Consider the following 17,604-nt stretch of genomic DNA (forward strand, 5'->3'; position numbering starts at 1 on the left):
CATTGGATACTGGCTTCGTGCTTATTCGAAAATCGCTAACGCTTCCGATGGGGCGTCCCTTCCCCCCGAAAGCTACGCAGACGTCCTGTCTGCGTCACGCTATTTCCTTCAACGCCCTTCAGCAACTTCGCAGGGAATTAGCGTATTCCTGTAGCTAAGGTGTTAGCTGCTTATCTGAAAAGAGTGATTTTTATCCCCATATAGATAAACTAAATTTACTTAAACCACTACAACCTAATACTGGCTATATAATGGAAGTACAAACATCTCCCTTGTTTCTGCTCGTTCCTGCCACTCAAAAACACCATTCCAATCAAAATGCTTAATAAGCTGTTTAGCCAATTCATCATATTTTAAGAAGTATAAGGATTGAAGCATATGACTAAAACAATTAGTTTTATCCAGTAAGTGCATGAAGTTTTGTCGGAAAGATGTAGGTTGTCGCTGTGCAGCTATTGCTTCGAGTAATAGATATTCATACGTATTGGTATATTGCTCTGAAAAGTCTAAATCACGAGCAAAATAAAACAATGCTTGAAAACCTGCCAACTTTTCAACAGTCAGCCATTTGGAAACATCTTCCCAAATATTGGATTTTATTTCACTACTTCTAACCATATGCTCAAAGACACCAAGAGCGTCCGATGATGAGATAGTTGTGCCAGCTATTGTTTTATCTTTTGCATCTACATGCAACGAAAGCCAATGAGTAATAAATGAAAATAAATTGTCTTTACTTATGCCATGTAAATTGACGGTAACACCAATCAAAGGGGCTAACTCATAATTCCCTTTAATAATGTTTATCGCATCACTAAGTTCCCGAGATGATATGCCAAATTTATCTTTTAACGATTGTCTTACAACAGAAAAGTGTTCTGCTGACCACTCATCAATAGCTGGTAGTTCTTTTGCTATTTTAAATAACTGCACCCGAGATAAATGTTTGGTAAATGATCTATTTTTATACTCCATGACTAGAAACTCGTTCAACTTATGCAATGTATCTAGATGTGATTCGAGAGTGTTAAACCTTTCTTTCAAAACAAAAAAGCTGATAACGCCAACATCAGCAAGGTGCTTCTGACTTTCTGTGCTTACTGGATAGCGAAATGTTTGACCTGTCGCATCTATTGCTGCTATATCGAGGATAGTCGGAGCTATTTTTTGGTTTAAAGCCTCGTAACGTGAATCGAATTTTTCCGATTGAGTTTGAAAGAACTCCCATATTCTACCTATATCGTGAGAACCTATTAGGTCAAACTCCAATCGTATCCTAGCAACTTCTCCAAGTTTTTGTAATTCAGATATAGCCCCTTTTAAACGGAGCTCAACTGAATGCCGCATATTAAAGCAGACTGGATAAATAAAATCGTCTACAGCATATTTAATGTCATCGTTTAAAACTTGGTCTATAAGAAGGTTTGCGGCTTGTGAAAAACCCATTGCATACTGAACATAAGTTGGATTTCCATTCTCGCCAACACAAGCATTTGCCCATGATGGTTCTGCACCTAAAAATGTGTTATTTACTCTACTCATTGTCAAACCTTCAAACTCAGAATTATTACCAGCAAATACTTTAACCCAATTATTAGGACTTTCCCTACTATAGATAAAAAGACAAAAGTCAGGATACCCATAACTATTTTTGCTTTGATAAAAATTTACCAAGGAGCTTTACCTAGATACCCATTGCTAAATTTGGCTACAGGTGTACTCAGGAATTAACGAGATTAAGCACTTGCATGGAAGTGACCGCTGGCGACATGCCTCCGTAGAGCCCTCTGGGATATGTCTTGTGAAACCAAAGGCGGCGTGTCACAGGAATGATAATGCTTAATGGATATACGGAATTAAAGTTCCCCAATATTTACAAACACACGAAAGATTAAGTTAGCATCCCAACAAAACAGTGGGGAAGCCTATTCAAAATAGGCAACGCTGGAGCGGAGTTTGGCTGAGGTTTCTAGGTGTGATGCATAAATCACACGGATTTCAGCGGATTGATGACACTCGGGTAGCACTCTGACTAATATGCTCGGCTAGTACCATAATTTTTTGCGTGCTAGATATAAATATGAGTCGATGCTGCTACCTAGATATCGTCTAAATTCAGACTTGCAGCATGATGCTGACCCGACCATCAACACTTCCAATCAATGAAGTAGTGAAATGATTAATTACTCTACATAAAAATAGCCTCAGAAGTGTCAGTAACGACGATTCTGAGGCTATTTTTCAGTATTCAGTAACTATTTTCAGTGACTATTATTTTTAGTGACTATGATAACTTACTGCCGCTTACTTCAATAATACGGTAGTAATGCCACATGATAATTTAACGTCTATCCTAAACTAACGCCTTAGGATTCGGTCCATATTCATTATCTGCATGACTATCTTGTACTAAAAAAATCAACAACACTATGATACCAATGATCGGGATCAAAGCGATCAACTGCCACCAACCAGATCGCCCAGTATCATGCAGCCTGCGAGTCGCAATACTGATGCTAGGAATAAGTAAAGCAAGAGAGAAAATCAGAGCAAAAAGCTGAGTACCTAATACATAATCAATTGCAGCAACAGCAAAATAAAGCAGCAGATAAATAAGGCCAAACATCCAATATTGCTTACGTCTAGCACGGCCACTAAAATCTGCGAACTTTTTTAAACCTTCAATAAAATAATCCATTATCAATCCTATTCCATCAATATAATTTGATATAGCACAATTAGAAGAGCACAACTATTACAACCGATAATGGCGTAATAAGCTGAGTTCAAAAATATTATACCCGAATTAAACTCCAGAGTGCCACACTCACAAGTTAACAGTTAATGATTTAAAAATGACTTAACTTCAAAGCCAATAACAGTAATCTACACAATTTGCCATAGTTAATTTGGATGAAACTTGTTATTAAGCCTAATTCTCACTTGACTTAGCTTTGCCAACACAAGGAATATGATTATGCGACTGGCTACTCAGTGATGAGTAACCATCAGAATCTGATGCTATGCTTTGTTACATGCCAAACAATGGAGCGATACTCAGCCTTTGTCTCGGTATTGCCAAGTGCCCTATCCAAGGCAAGCGATCTTACTGGGTTATGCAGCTCATACGCCCGATGAGCTGCGGGAAAATATTAAAAAACTCGCCCAGAGCCTTTAATATCAATCGTTAAAAAGCTTGAAAGAAAATCCCGAAGGCGCTGAAGATAGCGACAAACCATGAGAGGGATCGTAGGGTGCCTTTATTGGCAAGGTATAGGATGTGATACACAAAGCGGGCGGCGACATGGGTAATTGCCAACCACTCAGTGGTGGGGTTTACTTTACCCGTCGCGATAACCACTAATACCGCCAGACCAAACACTAACAAGGACTCGAAGGCATTTTGATGCCCTGCCAAGGCGCGAGCACCAAAACCGGTTAGCTGTGCTTGCTGGGCGCGGGGATGATTATTGTCATAACCGCCCGCCTTGGCCATCGCCCAAGCGACGGGGCCTTTCGCCAGATACGGCAATAACATGGCGACAAATAGGCAAATAAATAAAGTATTCATAGGTTAAGCTTCCTTAGATTGTTGTTCGAGTTCTGTTATTCAAGCTCTACTGTTTTAGTTCTGCTGTTTTAGCTCTGCGACTGCGAGTACTGCTATTTAAGCTCTACAGCGACGAGTCCTGTTACGAGTGCTGCTACGTGAACTCTATAAAAGTGTATGGGTTAGCGGTGTTATTTCACTATATACATGCCTTCACTTGCGGGGCGGCTGAATTTAAAGCCAAACTTTTCATAGAGTTCAGGCACATCGGCCATCAGGGTAATATAGGCGCCTTCAAAAGCCTCACGGTCAAGATAGGCCATAATGTGCTGCATAATCAGCCGTCCTAAGCCTTTGCCTTGGTGCTCGGGATCGACCGCGATATCGACAATTTCAAAGTTCAGCGCGCCGTCGCCAACCACACGCCCCATACCCACAGTTTGATCGGCAAGCTTTATCTGCACGCCATATAAACTCCTAGGTAAGGCCTTAATAGCGCCCGCCAATGGCCGAGGACTTAATCCCGAAATCTGCCGTAAACGGATAAAATCATTAGCTGAGGCAACGTCTTCAAGCACTTGATACATGATATTCCCTATTGTTTTTATTCTGTCACTTGCTTCTGTAACTAAGCTTCAGTCACTAAGCTTTCAATCGCTTGGCTTTCAATCAATTTTTCAATCACTTAGCTCTCAATCACCTCAAGATCAAAGCCTTCATCCAGAGTCGGCGGCTGAAAATAACCGCTCACATGCCAGAACATCGCCTCGGTATCGAACATAGCGCGCTCAGGGTGACTTTGTCTGCGTTTATCGAGTTGGCTCAAACAAAGCGCATCACTGTGATTCAGATGCATCAACTTATGGGCGGCGCCGCAATCGGTAAAAATGCTTCGAAACCACAGGCGTTGATTCACCGTATTCGCGGGAAAGTCCATCACCACAGATACACCCGAACAGAGCAGTTCCTGCACATGCTTTTTAAGCAAGGGCTTAAGACGAGCGGAATACTTCAGGTAAGTATCAAAATCGTTAATTTCATCGGCATACAGCGCCGCCAGCCATTCATCTTCCGAGATTAAAATGCGGTTTTCGGCCTCGGCGAGTTGTCGCGATAAGGTGGATTTACCTGCGCCCATTTTGCCACAGAGGAATATTAATGTGCCTTTACTGACCTCTTGCCCTAACGCATTTTGCTCTGTCATCTTCACTCCTTGATTACTTATCTTTTATCTCAGCTAACGATTGCATCTAGCGAGGACACAAATTAACGACAGTAGAGAGCATCACATAAAGCATGAACAGCGAGCAAGGCTTAGGGCGGGTTTGAGGTAATAAATTCCCATTACATTAATGACTATGCTGTGTTTAGACAGCAGACGTTTACCGTTATTCGCACATTCCACCGTTAGCTTTTTTTGAGATATTACATCTCTTCACCAACTGAGTTCGCCTCGCTCTCTGAGTCCTCGCCGCTGCCTTAAACCAGAAAGCCCCAAGTATTTAACTCGACTAATAAAATAATAAACCACACATTTAATCTAATAATTAAGCACTAAAGTAGTAATTTACGCTGCATAATAAAAATATTACCACCACTCATGCTGTGACGATAAATTAAGCGTATGCTAGGGTAAGCATGAAAGGATAACCGTCATAAGTGCAAAGGAGGCTCTATGAGCACTGTAGTTCCGCGTACCGTCACTTCCCCTAAAAAATTCATTATCGGCAAGGGCTTATTAGCTCAAATGCATGATTATGTTAAGGACTTTGGTGACAATGCTTTTATCATCTGCGATGAATTTATCCTCAACCGAGTTGAGAATGAAGCGGTCGCAGGGCTGGATCAAAATGGGATCAGCAGCCATCTCGAAAAATTCAACTATGAGTGCAGCGAAGCCGAGATAAAGCGCTTAGGTGCACTGGCAGAGCAGCATCATACCAATGTAATTGTTGGAGTTGGCGGGGGTAAAACCTTAGATGCCGCCAAAGCCGTCGCCTTCTATCAAAAACGGCCAGTGGTGCTCTACCCAACCATTGCTTCAACCGATGCGCCATGTACGGCACTTGCCGTGATCTATTCCGAAACCGGTGAGTTTGAGCGCTATCTGTTTCTGCCACAAAATCCTGATGCTGTTGTGGCCGACACAGCCATTATCGCTGCGGCTCCCGCCCGATTTTTTGCAGCAGGCATAGGCGATGCACTGGCCACTTACTTTGAAGCCCGCGCCTGTTATCAATCCGATGGCGTCAATCTCGTATTGAAAAAACCTTCCCGCACAGGGCTGGGATTAGCGCAGCTTTGCTATCAACTACTGACTGAAAATGTTGAAGCCGCTATGGATGCGGTGAGAAACAAGATAGTCACTCCCGCACTTGAGCAAACCATTGAAGCGACGATTTATCTCAGTGGTGTCGGGGCCGAAGCGGGCGGATTAGCCGCAGCCCATGCTGTGAACAATGGTATGTCGGCGGTAGCTGACCTACATAAAGCCCAGCACGGCGAGAAAGTGGTATTTGGCTTACTCACCCAGCTAGTACTCGAAAATGCCCCCAAAGCCGAAATCGATAACGTCATTCACATCATCAAAACCGCGGGACTGCCGCTCACGCTCGCCGATTTGGGGCTAAAAACCTTTGTCGAAGCAGAGTGGCGCAAAGTGGCTGAGATTGCCTGCGCAGAGGGCGACACTATGGGCAATATGCCGATGCAGTTAACTGCCGACGATGTCTATCAAGCCATGATTGCCGCCAATGCAATGGCTGAACGCTATAAAAAGCTTGCGGTTTAAAGCTCATCAATAACTCCCTTGCCTCACCGCTATGGTCAGCAAGATGGCAAGGGAGATGACAACAGACACGATATTTCCACCCTCAATGCCAAGAGTTGGCATTTACTCTCTATTCGTTGAACGCTTGGAGGAACATATGGCTTATGCAACGATCAATCCCTTTACGGGAAAGCTCATTAAAGAATTTCCAAATGCAACAGATACCGAAGTCACACAGGCGATAGAATCCGCCCATCAGGCATTTTTAAGCTGGCGAACCACTCCCTTTGCCGACAAGGCCGCAATACTGTCTAAGGCAGCGAAGATCCTCAGAGACAACAAGTCCAAATACGCCAATCTACTGACCTTAGAAATGGGCAAAGTCACAGCAGAAGCCGAAGCTGAAGTCGAACTGTCGGCGCAAATTTTCGAATACTACGCCGAACATGCCGAGCGACTGCTGGCACCGCAAAAACTGCCGGTTGCCGATCCCGCCGAAGGTGAAGCGATACTGGTTAACGAACCGCTGGGCGTATTATTGGCCATCGAACCTTGGAACTTTCCCTACTACCAAATTGCGCGCATCTTAGCGCCGCAGCTTGCCGCCGGAAATACCTTACTACTCAAACATGCATCCAACGTGCCCCAGTGCGCTGCGGCCTTTGAAGGCTTAATGCGCGATGCCGGACTGCCCTCAGGTGCATTCCAAAATCTGTATGCCACCCGAGAGCAGATAGAACAGATCATCAATTCGCCCAAAGTGCATGGGGTCGCTCTCACAGGCTCAGAAGATGCAGGATCGCACATTGCGGCTCTTGCGGGTAAGGCGCTGAAAAAGTCCACCCTCGAACTGGGTGGCGCAGATGCCTTTATCGTGCTGGAAGATGCCGAGCTCCCCAAAACCATCGACTGGGCTGTATTTGGCCGTCATTGGAATGCGGGTCAGGTCTGCACCTCATCTAAGCGGATGATCTTAGTTGAAGCCATTTACGATGAATTTATGCAGGGCTATATCAAGGGGATCGAAGCCTTAAAAGCGGGCGATCCTATGGATCCCACCACCACATTGGCACCGCTGTCTTCCCAAGGCGCCGCCGATGAGTTGAAGCAGAAAATCCGTGATGCCGTAAAACACGGCGCTACCGCAACCGAAGTGGGGCCAAAAGTGCCGCAGCAAGGCGCCTTTGTGCAGCCAACAATACTGACAAACCTGACGCCAGATAACCCCGCCTACTATTGGGAATTCTTTGGTCCTGTATCCAGCATCCACAGGGTGAAGGATGAGCAAGCAGCGATTGCCGTTGCCAATGACTCGCCCTTTGGACTGGGTGGCTCAGTGTTTACCGCCGACACTAAACGCGGGCTCGCGGTCGCGAAACAGGTTTCCACTGGCATGATGTTTGTTAATCATCCGACTATGGTCAAGGCCGACTTGCCCTTTGGTGGCGTGCGCCGCTCAGGTTATGGCCGCGAGTTGATTGATTTAGGATTGAAAGAGTTTGTAAACCACAAGCTGATTGATGTGGTCGATATAAACGCACCTTTCTAACTCCTTAAACAATAGCGACATCGGACTAAACGCCTGACGGAATAATCTGTCAGGCGTTTTTATTTAACGCGCTTTATCCAAGGCATCACATAAGGCTTGAACGCCGAGTAAGGCTCTGGGCGTCGCACGGTGTAATAAATCGGCATTAAGCTGATAAATATGCTGATTTTTAACGGCGGGAATTTCGGGCCATTGGCTCCAATCGACACCTTTAACATTGCCTTCCTCTTGGCTTTGCAAAATCACCTCGGGCAAGGTCAACAACACATTTTCTAAACTCACCTGCGGGTAATCACTGGCGGCATCGTAAAACACATTTTGGCCATGGCAGACACTGATGATTTGTTGGATCCAACTGTTTTTAGAAACCGTCATCAAGGGCGTAGACCAGAGTTGATAAAACACTTTAGGCTCAGATTTACTGGCATTATCGCTCCTTAAACGACTAAGTTCGGCGCGATACGCGGCGGCGGCCTTGCTCGCCTCTTCAACGTGGCCAGTTAATTTACCTAACTCTTCCAGTTCCTTGGCAACCCCTTCTAAGGTTTTGGGATCGCTACCATATAGGTTAAACCCCAGCGTTCGAAGTTGATTGATATCTTCAGCTTTATTGCCCGTATCCCACACCACAATCAGATCGGGATTAAGCTCCATCACCCGCTCCATTTGAATGCCATAGTAACCCCCAATACGCGGGATTTTTTTGGCCGCCTCGGGATAATCCGCATAATCGGTTGCGGCCACTATGGCATCGCCCGCGCCTATGGCGTAGAGCATTTCTACCGCGTGGGGCGAGAGCGCAATAATGCGTTTAGCGGGATCGGCCAACACGCTGTGGGGAAGAAACAAGCTGAGCCCAAAAACGAGTCCAGCTAAGTGTCGCTTAATCATGATATGCCTTAATTTTTAAAGAATTAAACTAGCTGCTCTGGCCAGCCATAGTGTTCGATATAGGTTTGTAGATTCTTGGGGCGATAGCTAGGGTCTTGATCCCAGCGGGCCTTGACCGAATGATGCAAAAGCACTGGGACTTGCTCAGGGTCGAGTGGCCGCAAGTATTCCTGCTTTATCCGATAAAAGCTGCGCCTCGAATCATGCAAGGTGGCTAACGGACTCGGATGCACACTCGCGGCTAAGTGTGGCTCTAAGCTTAAATCAAATTTCTGCGCCTCGGATATCATCCACAGCAGCGCATTGTCCGACAGCAATGCGCCGTCTTTATCGGGTTTATAACTGCCGCCAATATTGCTATGGGCACCGGCAAACCACACCTGTTGCATGTCCATATTGTCGCGCAGTTGCCAGATGGTCGGCTCAAAGTCGCTGCGGTGTTCGTCTATGGCTAAGGCATGGCGGGCAACGCGCACGTTGCGGCCGATTTTAGTGTCGTAAAACTCATCTCTATCTTCGAACAAACCTAAAAACGAGATAGGGATCCCCATGGCGCCAACGGTATCCCACACACCAACAAACTTGATGCCCCGCGATTCATGGCTGTATCTAGCTCTAAATTCGAGGGATTTTGCACCATCAGGCGCAAAGGGCGCACTGCTTTTTTTATAATGGTCGAAGGCTTGCTGAATCAATGCCGCATCGGGGCGTTTGAGTATGCCGCAGTTATTAATCAAGCCACACAGGCAACGCACTGTGTAAGCACCGCGACTAAAGCCAAAGAGGTAAATCTCATCGCCGGGGGAATAGTTTTGCACTATATAGCGATACCCATCCATGATGTTTTTATGCAAACCGCGCCCTGTTGCGCCGCCCATGGCTTCATCGTAATAGGAACCGACACCCCAATCGTAAAACACCTGCTGGGGTTTGCCGTCACTGGCCAATGGGCTGATGGCCCGCGCGAGGCGCAGCACATTGGTTGGGAAATCGACCTTAAGATCTTTCTCGGGCCGATTCCAAGTCCCATCGGCACAAATCACGATACGCTTATTCATAGGATCATCCTTGAGAACACTTTGAACGTTGAACGGTTAGTGACTAACGACTAGTAGTGGCTAAAGGCCTAGCTGCCAGCCAATAACAGATAGTCGCTTATGCGCTGACGTTTACCAAGTTCGATTAGTAATCAAAACCTTGCTGTGCCTTGATACCCGCTTCAAAGGCGTGTTTCAACGGCTGCACTTCGCTGACCGTATCTGCAAGCTCGATGATGGCACGGTGGCAAGCACGGCCCGTGATAATCACATGCTGCATCGGTGGGCGATTTTTAAGTGCACTAAGCACACGTTCTACATCCAGATAGTGATAGCTCACCATGTAGGTCAGCTCATCCAGCATCAAGCAGTCAATCGACTCATCTTGCAGCAGCTTTTCAGCGGCTTCCCAAGCGAGTACAGCGGCGGCGGTATCCTTTTCTTTATCTTGGGTTTCCCAGGTAAAACCTGTGCCCATCACATGAAACTCAACCCCTGCACCTTCGAGTAAGTTGCGCTCACCGCACTCCCAAGTGCCTTTGATAAATTGCACTACCGCGGCTTTTTTACCGTGACCGACGGCGCGGGCGACCGTGCCAAAACCTGAGGTCGACTTGCCTTTACCGTTACCAGTTAATACCAGCAAAATACCCTTTTCTTCTTGGGCGGCGGCAATTTTAGCATCCACACCCGCTTTCACTTTTTGTTGGCGAGCCTTGTGGCGTTCGGCCTTGATTTGCGCTTGTTCATTGTCGTTCTGTGCTGTCATGGTCTTCTCTTCACTCTGCTGCTAAAAATGTCTGCTTTTAAAACTTATGCTTCTAAAACTTATGCTTCTAAAATTGGCTGTAATTTTTGCATATCTAAATGCTCGGCTAACACATCGGCTAAACGCTCGAGTTGCTGCTCACGTATTTGATTGATATCTATCGCCTGAGCATCGTTTAATCCCGCCCAGCGCAAAATCAGCTGACAGGCATCCGGACTATCAAATAGCCCGTGTAAATAAGTACCTAAGATTTGCCCATCATCACTTTGCAGGCCATCGGCAAAACTCATCGCTGGCGCAGCTAAGCTTGTCGATTCTGGGATTAACTGCAAGGGCGCATTCGTTTGTTCAAGCCTAGGGATAAGATAACGTGATTCACCGCAGTGGATTTCATAACCCTGCACAGCAACTGTTTGCCCAAGTAACCTTAGCTCACCGCTCACCCGCCGTAACTGTTTATCGGCTTTCAGTTCTGTGCTCAATGGTAAGTAGCCAAGTCCTTCGGTATCGCCCGCACTGTCTTCAATCCCTAAGGGATCGGCAATGCTTTGACCTAACATTTGGTAACCGCCGCAAATGCCGAGCACTTTGCCGCCGTAACGCAGGTGTATGGCGATATCCTTATCCCAACCTTGCTGGCGTAAAAAGGCCAAATCGGCGCGCACATTCTTACTGCCGGGCAAGATCAATAAATCGGCGGCGGGCAGATGAGTGGCGTGACTCGCAGCTTGGGTTTGCAATGACACATAATCAAAATCGATATCGGGATGCAGCCGTAGCGGATCAAAATCCGTGTGATTACTGATCCTTGGGTACACTAATACCCTCACTTTTAAGCGGCTGTTCACGCCTTTGGTCGGCGAGCTTATCAGCGCATCTTCGGCATCGAGATGCAAATCATGCAGATAAGGTAACACGCCTAAAACAGGCTTGTTCGTATAAGCTTCAAGCCAATCGAGGCCAGATTGCAACAGGCTAATATCGCCACGGAAACGATTGATCACAAAGCCCTTTACCCGCGCCTGTTCAGACTCAGATAATAGCGCCAGCGTCCCGACCAAATGGGCAAATACGCCGCCATTATCGATATCGGCAATGATGATCACGGGGCAATCTACGGCTTCGGCAAATCCCATGTTGGCAATATCGCCCTCGCGCAGATTGATCTCCGCTGGACTGCCCGCGCCTTCCACCACTATGGTTTGATACTGGCCACTTAATCGCTCGAAGGATTCCAACACAGCACCGAGCGCCATTGTCTTGTAATCCTTAGATTTAGACCCAAAAAAGGCCGAGGCTTCGAGCGTCGTCAGGGCTTTGCCGTGAACGATAATTTGCGCGCCCGTATCCGAGCTAGGTTTAAGCAGAATAGGATTAAAATCGGTATGGGGCTCAAGATAACAGGCCACGGCTTGCAGTGCCTGTGCGCGGCCAATCTCGCCGCCATCAATAGTGACAGCGCTATTGAGCGCCATGTTTTGCGGCTTAAAGGGCGCAACCTTTACGCCCTCTCGGGCGAGCAAACGACAAATCCCCGCCACTAAGGTGCTCTTACCCGCATCCGACGTTGTGCCCTGTACCATCAAGACTTTTGCGCGTCGAAGCGAATTAATAGCAGGTCTATTCACCACAGAATTAACCGCAGGCGTATTCACCACAAGATTAGCAGCAGAATGAATAGCTAAAGCGTCAGCGGTATCAAGTGCATTTGCACAGCCTGTGTTGTCTGTGTTTGGAGAGGACATAGGGTTAAAAACTTATTCTAGTTTGCAGGGATAAAGATAAAGCTCAGTCTCAACATCACTTAACTTAGTTAGATTACAGTGGTTTGAGTGCCAAGGGTAAACCCGCGACCACTAAGGTGACATTGTCAGCTAAGGCGGCAACGGCTTGGTTTAACCAGCCCGCTTCATCAACAAATTGTCGGCTCAATTCACCTAAGGGCACGATACCAGAGCCAACTTCGTTACTGATCAACACCACCACACCTTCTAGCTCGGCAAGGGAATCCACAAAAGCGGTTTTCTCTGCCTGCCAACTCGCCAGAGCTTCATCGTTAGAGGTTGAACTGGCAGAGGTTATAAAGTCGGTCGCATGCCACTCAGTCGGCGCCGGTTCATCCTCAATCTTGGCGCTGGAAGCGAGTAATTGATTGGTCAACCAAAGAGTTAAACAGTCCACTAAAATCACTCGCCCAGGTTTTGCTAAGCGCTTTAACAGTGCCGTAAGGGCGAGCGATTCTTCAAACAATTGCCATTCGATACCATCGTCCGTTCGTCCCGCTTGATGCTTGGCGATACGGGTCGCCATTTCATCATCCAGCGCCTGCGCCGTGGCCACATAGCAGGCATCGAAGCCTAGCGCAGTGTACTGGCGCACTAAGGCTTCACCGTAGCGACTCTTACCACTACGGGCGCCGCCTAGGACGAGGTGGATCACAGTATGTTACCCACAACGAGCAATACAAAATAACACACGATTTCAGCTATTTGCTGCGCCGCGCCTAAGGTATCACCCGTGTAACCACCAATCTGGCGTCTAAATATCACTATGATCAAACGGCGCAGTCCTATCATCACCAATAGCAATGACAATGCCGCTAACCCCTTGAGGAATAACAACACTAATACGCCACTGGCGATCAGGATAAGCAACTCATTAATGCCTTGATGTTGCGATAGCGGCTTAGACTTACTGGTCTCGTCATCGCGGACATATTTTTCACTAAAGATGATACTGGCTGATACCACGCGGCTGACTGTGTGCGCGACGATAAGTGCCGAGCCCGCGACCACAGGATCGTACAGCGCCAACTCGACTAACAACTGCCATTTCAGCAGCAGGGCCAACATCAACGCCAGTGCGCCATAACTGCCAAGGCGCGAGTCCTTCATGATCCGTAGCTTGTCTTCCGCCGTCCAACCACCGCCAAAACCGTCGAAGGTATCGGCTAGGCCATCCTCGTGAAATCCGCCCGTGAGCAAGACGCCAACCAACATAGCTAACAGCACAGAGACGCCGGCGGGGAGCCAGTTCTGCGTCAGCCAAAATACAATGGCACTTAACAGGCCGACCAAAAGACCGACGAGACCGAAATAACGGCTGGCCTTATTCAACTTATCGCTATCGACTTCGACCCATTTAGGCATAGGAATGCGGGTAAAATAGCCCATGGCAACTAAAAACAAATCTATCTCTTTGTGCCAGCTTTCGCGTTCTGACATAAAGCATCCTTAGTGAATTAACACTTGCTGCAAGGTTTAAGATTAAAACGGTTGGCTAAAAAGTTATTATTTTAAATAAGTAAAATAAGCGACTTAGCAGAGCACATCATACAACAGCCTCAATCCCCGCATCACTAAAACTCGCCATTTGATTGTAAAAATTTACTGAGGCTTGAATAAGCGGCAACGCCAAGGCTGCGCCCGTACCTTCGCCTAATCTCAGCCCGAGTGATAATAAAGGTTTCGCCTGCAAAAATTCTAACATCCGCTTATGGCCTTGCTCGTCTGACTGGTGGGCGAAAATCAAATAATCGCGCACATTGGGGGCAATTTGCACCGCGACTAATGCCGCAGCAGTAGCGATAAAACCGTCCACAACCACCAGCATTTTGCGCTCGGCGGCGGCTAACATCGCGCCCGTCATCTGCACAATTTCAAAACCTCCTAGGCAAGCTAACACTGATTTTGGCCCAGTTAAGGCGCTTTGATGCAGCAATAACGCCAGCTCAATCAGCATCAGTTTACGTTCTAAGGTTTCACTATTAATGCCCGTGCCACGGCCGACACAATCAATCACATCGAGCTGCATGATCGCCGCCATAATGGCTGCCGCAGCCGAGGTATTGCCTATACCCATTTCGCCAAAGGCGACTAAGTTACAACCTGCTTGATGGTGACGCTCAATCAAATCGCGCGCCATCGCAAAGCCTTTATCGACGGTTTCCAGCGCCATAGCGGGCTCTAAATGAATTGCCCCTGTGCCCGCGCCAAGACGTTGATCAATAATGCCTTCAACCCCTTCGACTGGCGTTAAAATACCGCAATCGATCACTTCGAGCGTAAAGCCCACCTGCCGACAAAAAACGTTAATCGCCGCGCCGCCATGGGCAAAATTTTGCACCATTTGGCGCGTCACTTCGCTTGGGGCAATCGACACGCCTTCTGCCGCAATACCATGATCACCCGCAAACACTAACATGGTTGGATGAACGATTTTCAGCACAGTATTTTGTGGCTGATCCGTTTTTTGTGAATCAGTCGCTTGCACGCGGGCAATCTGTAAGGCTAAGGATTCGAGCTGACCTAAGGCGCCGGGCGGCTTAGTCTTAAGATCAATTTTCTGCTGGATCAATGGATCCTGCGCTTTACTCACAGGGCTGATTTGAAAAGACACGGCTGACTGAGACATCCACACTCCACTTATTATCTTAAATAACCACAACGCATCCTGCGTCTATGACTAACATGTCCAATTTTGCATTTCCAATCGCGGGGCAGATATCAACAAAAATGCTGATTATCCCGCCAGTCTGCGCTTGCTAGATGACTCTAGGATTACGTTCTGACTATGTGCTTACGCCATGACTCTGCGTTTACGCAAAATCAGCAAAAAGAACATGCTACCTATGGCCGCCGTGATAATCCCCACGGGCAACTCTTGATTGCCCAATAAACAGCGCGCCAGCACATCAATCCACACCATAAATAATCCACCCACCAGCGCCGTTAATAGAATCGGCTGACGACCGGGAAACAGCATGCGCACTGTGTGGGGGATCATCAAACCGACAAACCCAATACCGCCGCAGGTGGCAACCAAAATCGCGGTAATCAAGGAGCAGAGCAGCAGCATATTGAGTCGCAACTTAGGCACATTCACCCCTAAGGTATGCGCCGTTTCATCCCCCGCTTGCAACGCCATGATCTGCCGTTTCATGCCTAAAATAATGAACAAACTCGCGCCAATCACCAGTGTTGGCAGCACTAGCAAGGACCAACTGGCCTTGGCGAAACTGCCTAAACTCCAAAACAACACAGAAGCCGTCGCCTGCGGACTGGCGAAATACAACAACAGACTCGTTAGCGCGCCGAACATAAAGGAGGTCGCCACGCCTGAGAGCAACATGCGCTCCACTTGGCTATTGAGCCCAAGGCCAGACAAGGCCAGCACTATCAGTACCGACAAACTGGCGCCAATAAAAGCGCCGAAGGGCAAGCTAAACCAAAGCAAACCCGACAAGGCGCCCGAGCCACTAAAAATCCCCGAGTTCGCCGCCATACCCGTATTCTCAAAAAATCCAGACCCCGTAAATAACGTCAACATCACCACAGCGCCAAAGGACGCGCCTGAGCTAATGCCAAACAGATAAGGGTCGGCCAATGGATTGCGGGTCACGGTTTGCAGCACGCTGCCCGCCAAAGACAAGCCCGCACCCGCCACAAAGGCCAGTAAAATACGCGGCAGTCTGAGCTCCATCACGATGCGCTCCGTCATGCCATTGGCTTGAGTGAGGTTGGCCATTTTATTGATAAACACTTGGATAACATCCATAAAACTGATGTTCGCCGCGCCAAAACTCGTGGCGGCAATGGGGGTTATCAAAGTGATTATGCCTAATGCGACCAGCATCAGTTGTTGTCTCGTCAAAGGTGTCACGATACGCCCCAAATGTAAGATGAAATGCTGTTTACTCCCTGAATCATCCGCCCTCGCCTCGCTCAGCCAAAGCATTAGCCATGTTGTGCGTCGAATCATGGTAGCCATAAAAGTAGCTGATTAAGGGCTTTTTATGTTGTGGATGGGTCGACACCTGAGCGCAAACGCCGAACACATCGCCAATTCGCGCCTCGGTTAATACCTCGGTTGGCGTGCCCATAGCGCTAACTTCACCGTTATGGATCAACAACAAACTGTCGCACAGGGCGCTGGCTAAATTGAGATCGTGAATGGAGGCAATCACGCTGATGCCAAGGCTACGCACTAATTCGAGGATTTGGATTTGATAACGCACATCGAGGTGGTTGGTTGGCTCGTCGAGGATCAACAGTTGCGGCTGCTGCACTATGGCGCGGGCGATCAAGGCACGCTGCTTTTCACCGCCGGATAAGTGCTCGTACTGTTGGTGCATCTTATGGCTCAGGCCGACTTTCTCTAGAGCCTTTGCAATGCGCTCGCCGTCACAGCTCGAATTGGTATCGAACATGCCCTTATGCGGCGTTAAGCCCATGCTGACCAATTGCTCTGTGGTTAGGTCAAAATAGTGCGGCGTGTCTTGCTGCACTACAGCGACACGGCAAGCAAACGCCTTGGGCGATAAACGCTCAATATCTTGATCAAACAGGGTAATTTTGCCCTGAGTCGGGCGAACAAAGCGATACAGACAGCGTAGCAAGCTAGACTTACCCGCACCGTTAGGCCCAATCAAACCCAACATCTGCCCCGTTGGCAACGCAAAGTTAATATTGGAAAGAATGGTTTTGCCATCGATACACCAGCTTAACTGGCTGACATCAAGCGCGACCGTCTGGCTCGCTGATGGGCGAGTGTCGCTGTCATTCAAAGCATGGCTCGTTTGGATGGCAGAGAGTTTCACCAACGCGGTGCTCCTAGCGAGTCCAAACCTGAATTAAAAAAGGTTGTGCACATTGTCATCGGCTCCCTCGAGTCACCCGCTCGAGAACTAAGGCTGCACGCAGCGATAACAGAAATAGGCAGGTCTCCTGACTCGTCACTTTTCTATTGAAAACAATATAAAAAGTCACTCACAGTTGCGGGCACAGTTCGGGCTGACTGACGAGCAGCTCCCCGATTCCCTATTATGTTGAGATTGATTTCAAGCCTTTGCAGCGTGTCTAGGCAATAGTTGCCACAGAACACACTCGCACCACTCAAAACTCCCAACACCTATTTCTGTGACGTCATCCGATACACTGCCACCAGCCTTGCAAGGCCGTGTGCGTCGGGGACGTCAGGAAAAAGCATTATCCTATATTTACCTTAATAGGCAATCGACAATCACGCTGGTAAGACAAG

The 17,604-nt window shown here is 47.7% G+C and carries 16 protein-coding genes and 1 riboswitch; of the genes, 2 read left to right on the forward strand and 14 right to left on the reverse strand.

The window, feature by feature from the left end; translation table 11 throughout:
• Window positions 1-234 precede the first annotated feature (234 nt).
• The 5 genes from Q4Q49_RS06170 to Q4Q49_RS06190 form a co-directional block, all read right to left on the reverse strand.
• Window positions 235-1,674 carry a hypothetical protein gene (locus Q4Q49_RS06170; RefSeq protein ID WP_311998898.1) on the reverse strand — a complete coding sequence of 480 codons (1,440 nt, stop codon included), beginning with the start codon at window positions 1,672-1,674 and terminating at the stop codon, window positions 235-237.
• Between the two features lie 679 nt (window positions 1,675-2,353).
• On the reverse strand, window positions 2,354-2,698 hold the full coding sequence (locus Q4Q49_RS06175; RefSeq protein WP_311998899.1) for a DUF805 domain-containing protein: 345 nt from the start codon (window positions 2,696-2,698) through the stop codon (window positions 2,354-2,356).
• Between the two features lie 489 nt (window positions 2,699-3,187).
• A complete protein-coding gene (locus tag Q4Q49_RS06180) occupies window positions 3,188-3,571 on the reverse strand; it encodes an MAPEG family protein (RefSeq protein ID WP_311998900.1) in 384 nt (127 codons plus the stop codon).
• A 170-nt stretch (window positions 3,572-3,741) separates the two neighbouring features.
• Window positions 3,742-4,137: a GNAT family N-acetyltransferase gene (locus Q4Q49_RS06185; protein ID WP_006085872.1), complete on the reverse strand. Its 396-nt coding sequence runs from the start codon at window positions 4,135-4,137 to the stop codon at window positions 3,742-3,744.
• A gap of 98 nt (window positions 4,138-4,235) precedes the next feature.
• Window positions 4,236-4,754 (reverse strand): ATP-binding protein, encoded by a 519-nt coding sequence (locus Q4Q49_RS06190; RefSeq protein ID WP_311998901.1) that lies wholly within the window; start codon window positions 4,752-4,754, stop codon window positions 4,236-4,238.
• 471 nt (window positions 4,755-5,225) lie between these two features.
• On the opposite strand from Q4Q49_RS06190, the gene Q4Q49_RS06195 reads away from it, so the two are divergent.
• Window positions 5,226-6,341 (forward strand): glycerol dehydrogenase, encoded by a 1,116-nt coding sequence (locus Q4Q49_RS06195; RefSeq protein WP_261272085.1) that lies wholly within the window; start codon window positions 5,226-5,228, stop codon window positions 6,339-6,341.
• Between the two features lie 136 nt (window positions 6,342-6,477).
• Window positions 6,478-7,869, forward strand: a complete 1,392-nt coding sequence (locus tag Q4Q49_RS06200; RefSeq protein WP_311998902.1) for an NAD-dependent succinate-semialdehyde dehydrogenase — start codon at window positions 6,478-6,480, stop codon at window positions 7,867-7,869.
• 63 nt (window positions 7,870-7,932) lie between these two features.
• Here the strand turns inward: Q4Q49_RS06200 and Q4Q49_RS06205 are convergent, their stop codons facing one another.
• From Q4Q49_RS06205 to Q4Q49_RS06245, 9 genes are all read right to left on the reverse strand, one after another.
• On the reverse strand, window positions 7,933-8,760 hold the full coding sequence (locus Q4Q49_RS06205) for a cobalamin-binding protein (protein WP_311998903.1): 828 nt from the start codon (window positions 8,758-8,760) through the stop codon (window positions 7,933-7,935).
• Between the two features lie 23 nt (window positions 8,761-8,783).
• Window positions 8,784-9,818: a DUF2235 domain-containing protein gene (locus Q4Q49_RS06210; protein ID WP_311998904.1), complete on the reverse strand. Its 1,035-nt coding sequence runs from the start codon at window positions 9,816-9,818 to the stop codon at window positions 8,784-8,786.
• 124 nt (window positions 9,819-9,942) lie between these two features.
• Window positions 9,943-10,566 carry a cob(I)yrinic acid a,c-diamide adenosyltransferase gene (cobO, locus tag Q4Q49_RS06215; RefSeq protein WP_006085878.1) on the reverse strand — a complete coding sequence of 208 codons (624 nt, stop codon included), beginning with the start codon at window positions 10,564-10,566 and terminating at the stop codon, window positions 9,943-9,945.
• 59 nt (window positions 10,567-10,625) lie between these two features.
• The gene (locus tag Q4Q49_RS06220) at window positions 10,626-12,311 is read right to left on the reverse strand and encodes a cobyric acid synthase (RefSeq protein ID WP_311998905.1); all 1,686 of its coding nucleotides are present in this window, start codon (window positions 12,309-12,311) and stop codon (window positions 10,626-10,628) included.
• 73 nt (window positions 12,312-12,384) lie between these two features.
• Window positions 12,385-13,005: a bifunctional adenosylcobinamide kinase/adenosylcobinamide-phosphate guanylyltransferase gene (gene cobU, locus Q4Q49_RS06225; RefSeq protein WP_259562574.1), complete on the reverse strand. Its 621-nt coding sequence runs from the start codon at window positions 13,003-13,005 to the stop codon at window positions 12,385-12,387.
• A complete protein-coding gene (locus Q4Q49_RS06230; protein ID WP_006082834.1) occupies window positions 13,002-13,790 on the reverse strand; it encodes an adenosylcobinamide-GDP ribazoletransferase in 789 nt (262 codons plus the stop codon). The genes cobU and Q4Q49_RS06230 overlap by 4 nt, the downstream gene beginning before the upstream one ends.
• Window positions 13,791-13,896: 106 nt before the next feature.
• The gene (cobT, locus tag Q4Q49_RS06235; RefSeq protein ID WP_311998906.1) at window positions 13,897-14,979 is read right to left on the reverse strand and encodes a nicotinate-nucleotide--dimethylbenzimidazole phosphoribosyltransferase; all 1,083 of its coding nucleotides are present in this window, start codon (window positions 14,977-14,979) and stop codon (window positions 13,897-13,899) included.
• A 165-nt stretch (window positions 14,980-15,144) separates the two neighbouring features.
• Window positions 15,145-16,302, reverse strand: coding sequence for an iron ABC transporter permease (locus Q4Q49_RS06240; RefSeq protein ID WP_259569747.1), 1,158 nt, complete (start codon window positions 16,300-16,302; stop codon window positions 15,145-15,147).
• Window positions 16,271-17,164: an ABC transporter ATP-binding protein gene (locus tag Q4Q49_RS06245; RefSeq protein ID WP_259503600.1), complete on the reverse strand. Its 894-nt coding sequence runs from the start codon at window positions 17,162-17,164 to the stop codon at window positions 16,271-16,273. The genes Q4Q49_RS06240 and Q4Q49_RS06245 overlap by 32 nt, the downstream gene beginning before the upstream one ends.
• Window positions 17,165-17,263: 99 nt before the next feature.
• A riboswitch (cobalamin riboswitch) is annotated at window positions 17,264-17,429 on the reverse strand.
• Between the last annotated feature and the right edge of the window lie 175 nt (window positions 17,430-17,604).

This window comes from Shewanella sp. SP1S1-7, assembly GCF_031932105.1.
In the GTDB taxonomy this organism is placed as follows: Bacteria; Pseudomonadota; Gammaproteobacteria; order Enterobacterales; family Shewanellaceae; genus Shewanella; species Shewanella baltica.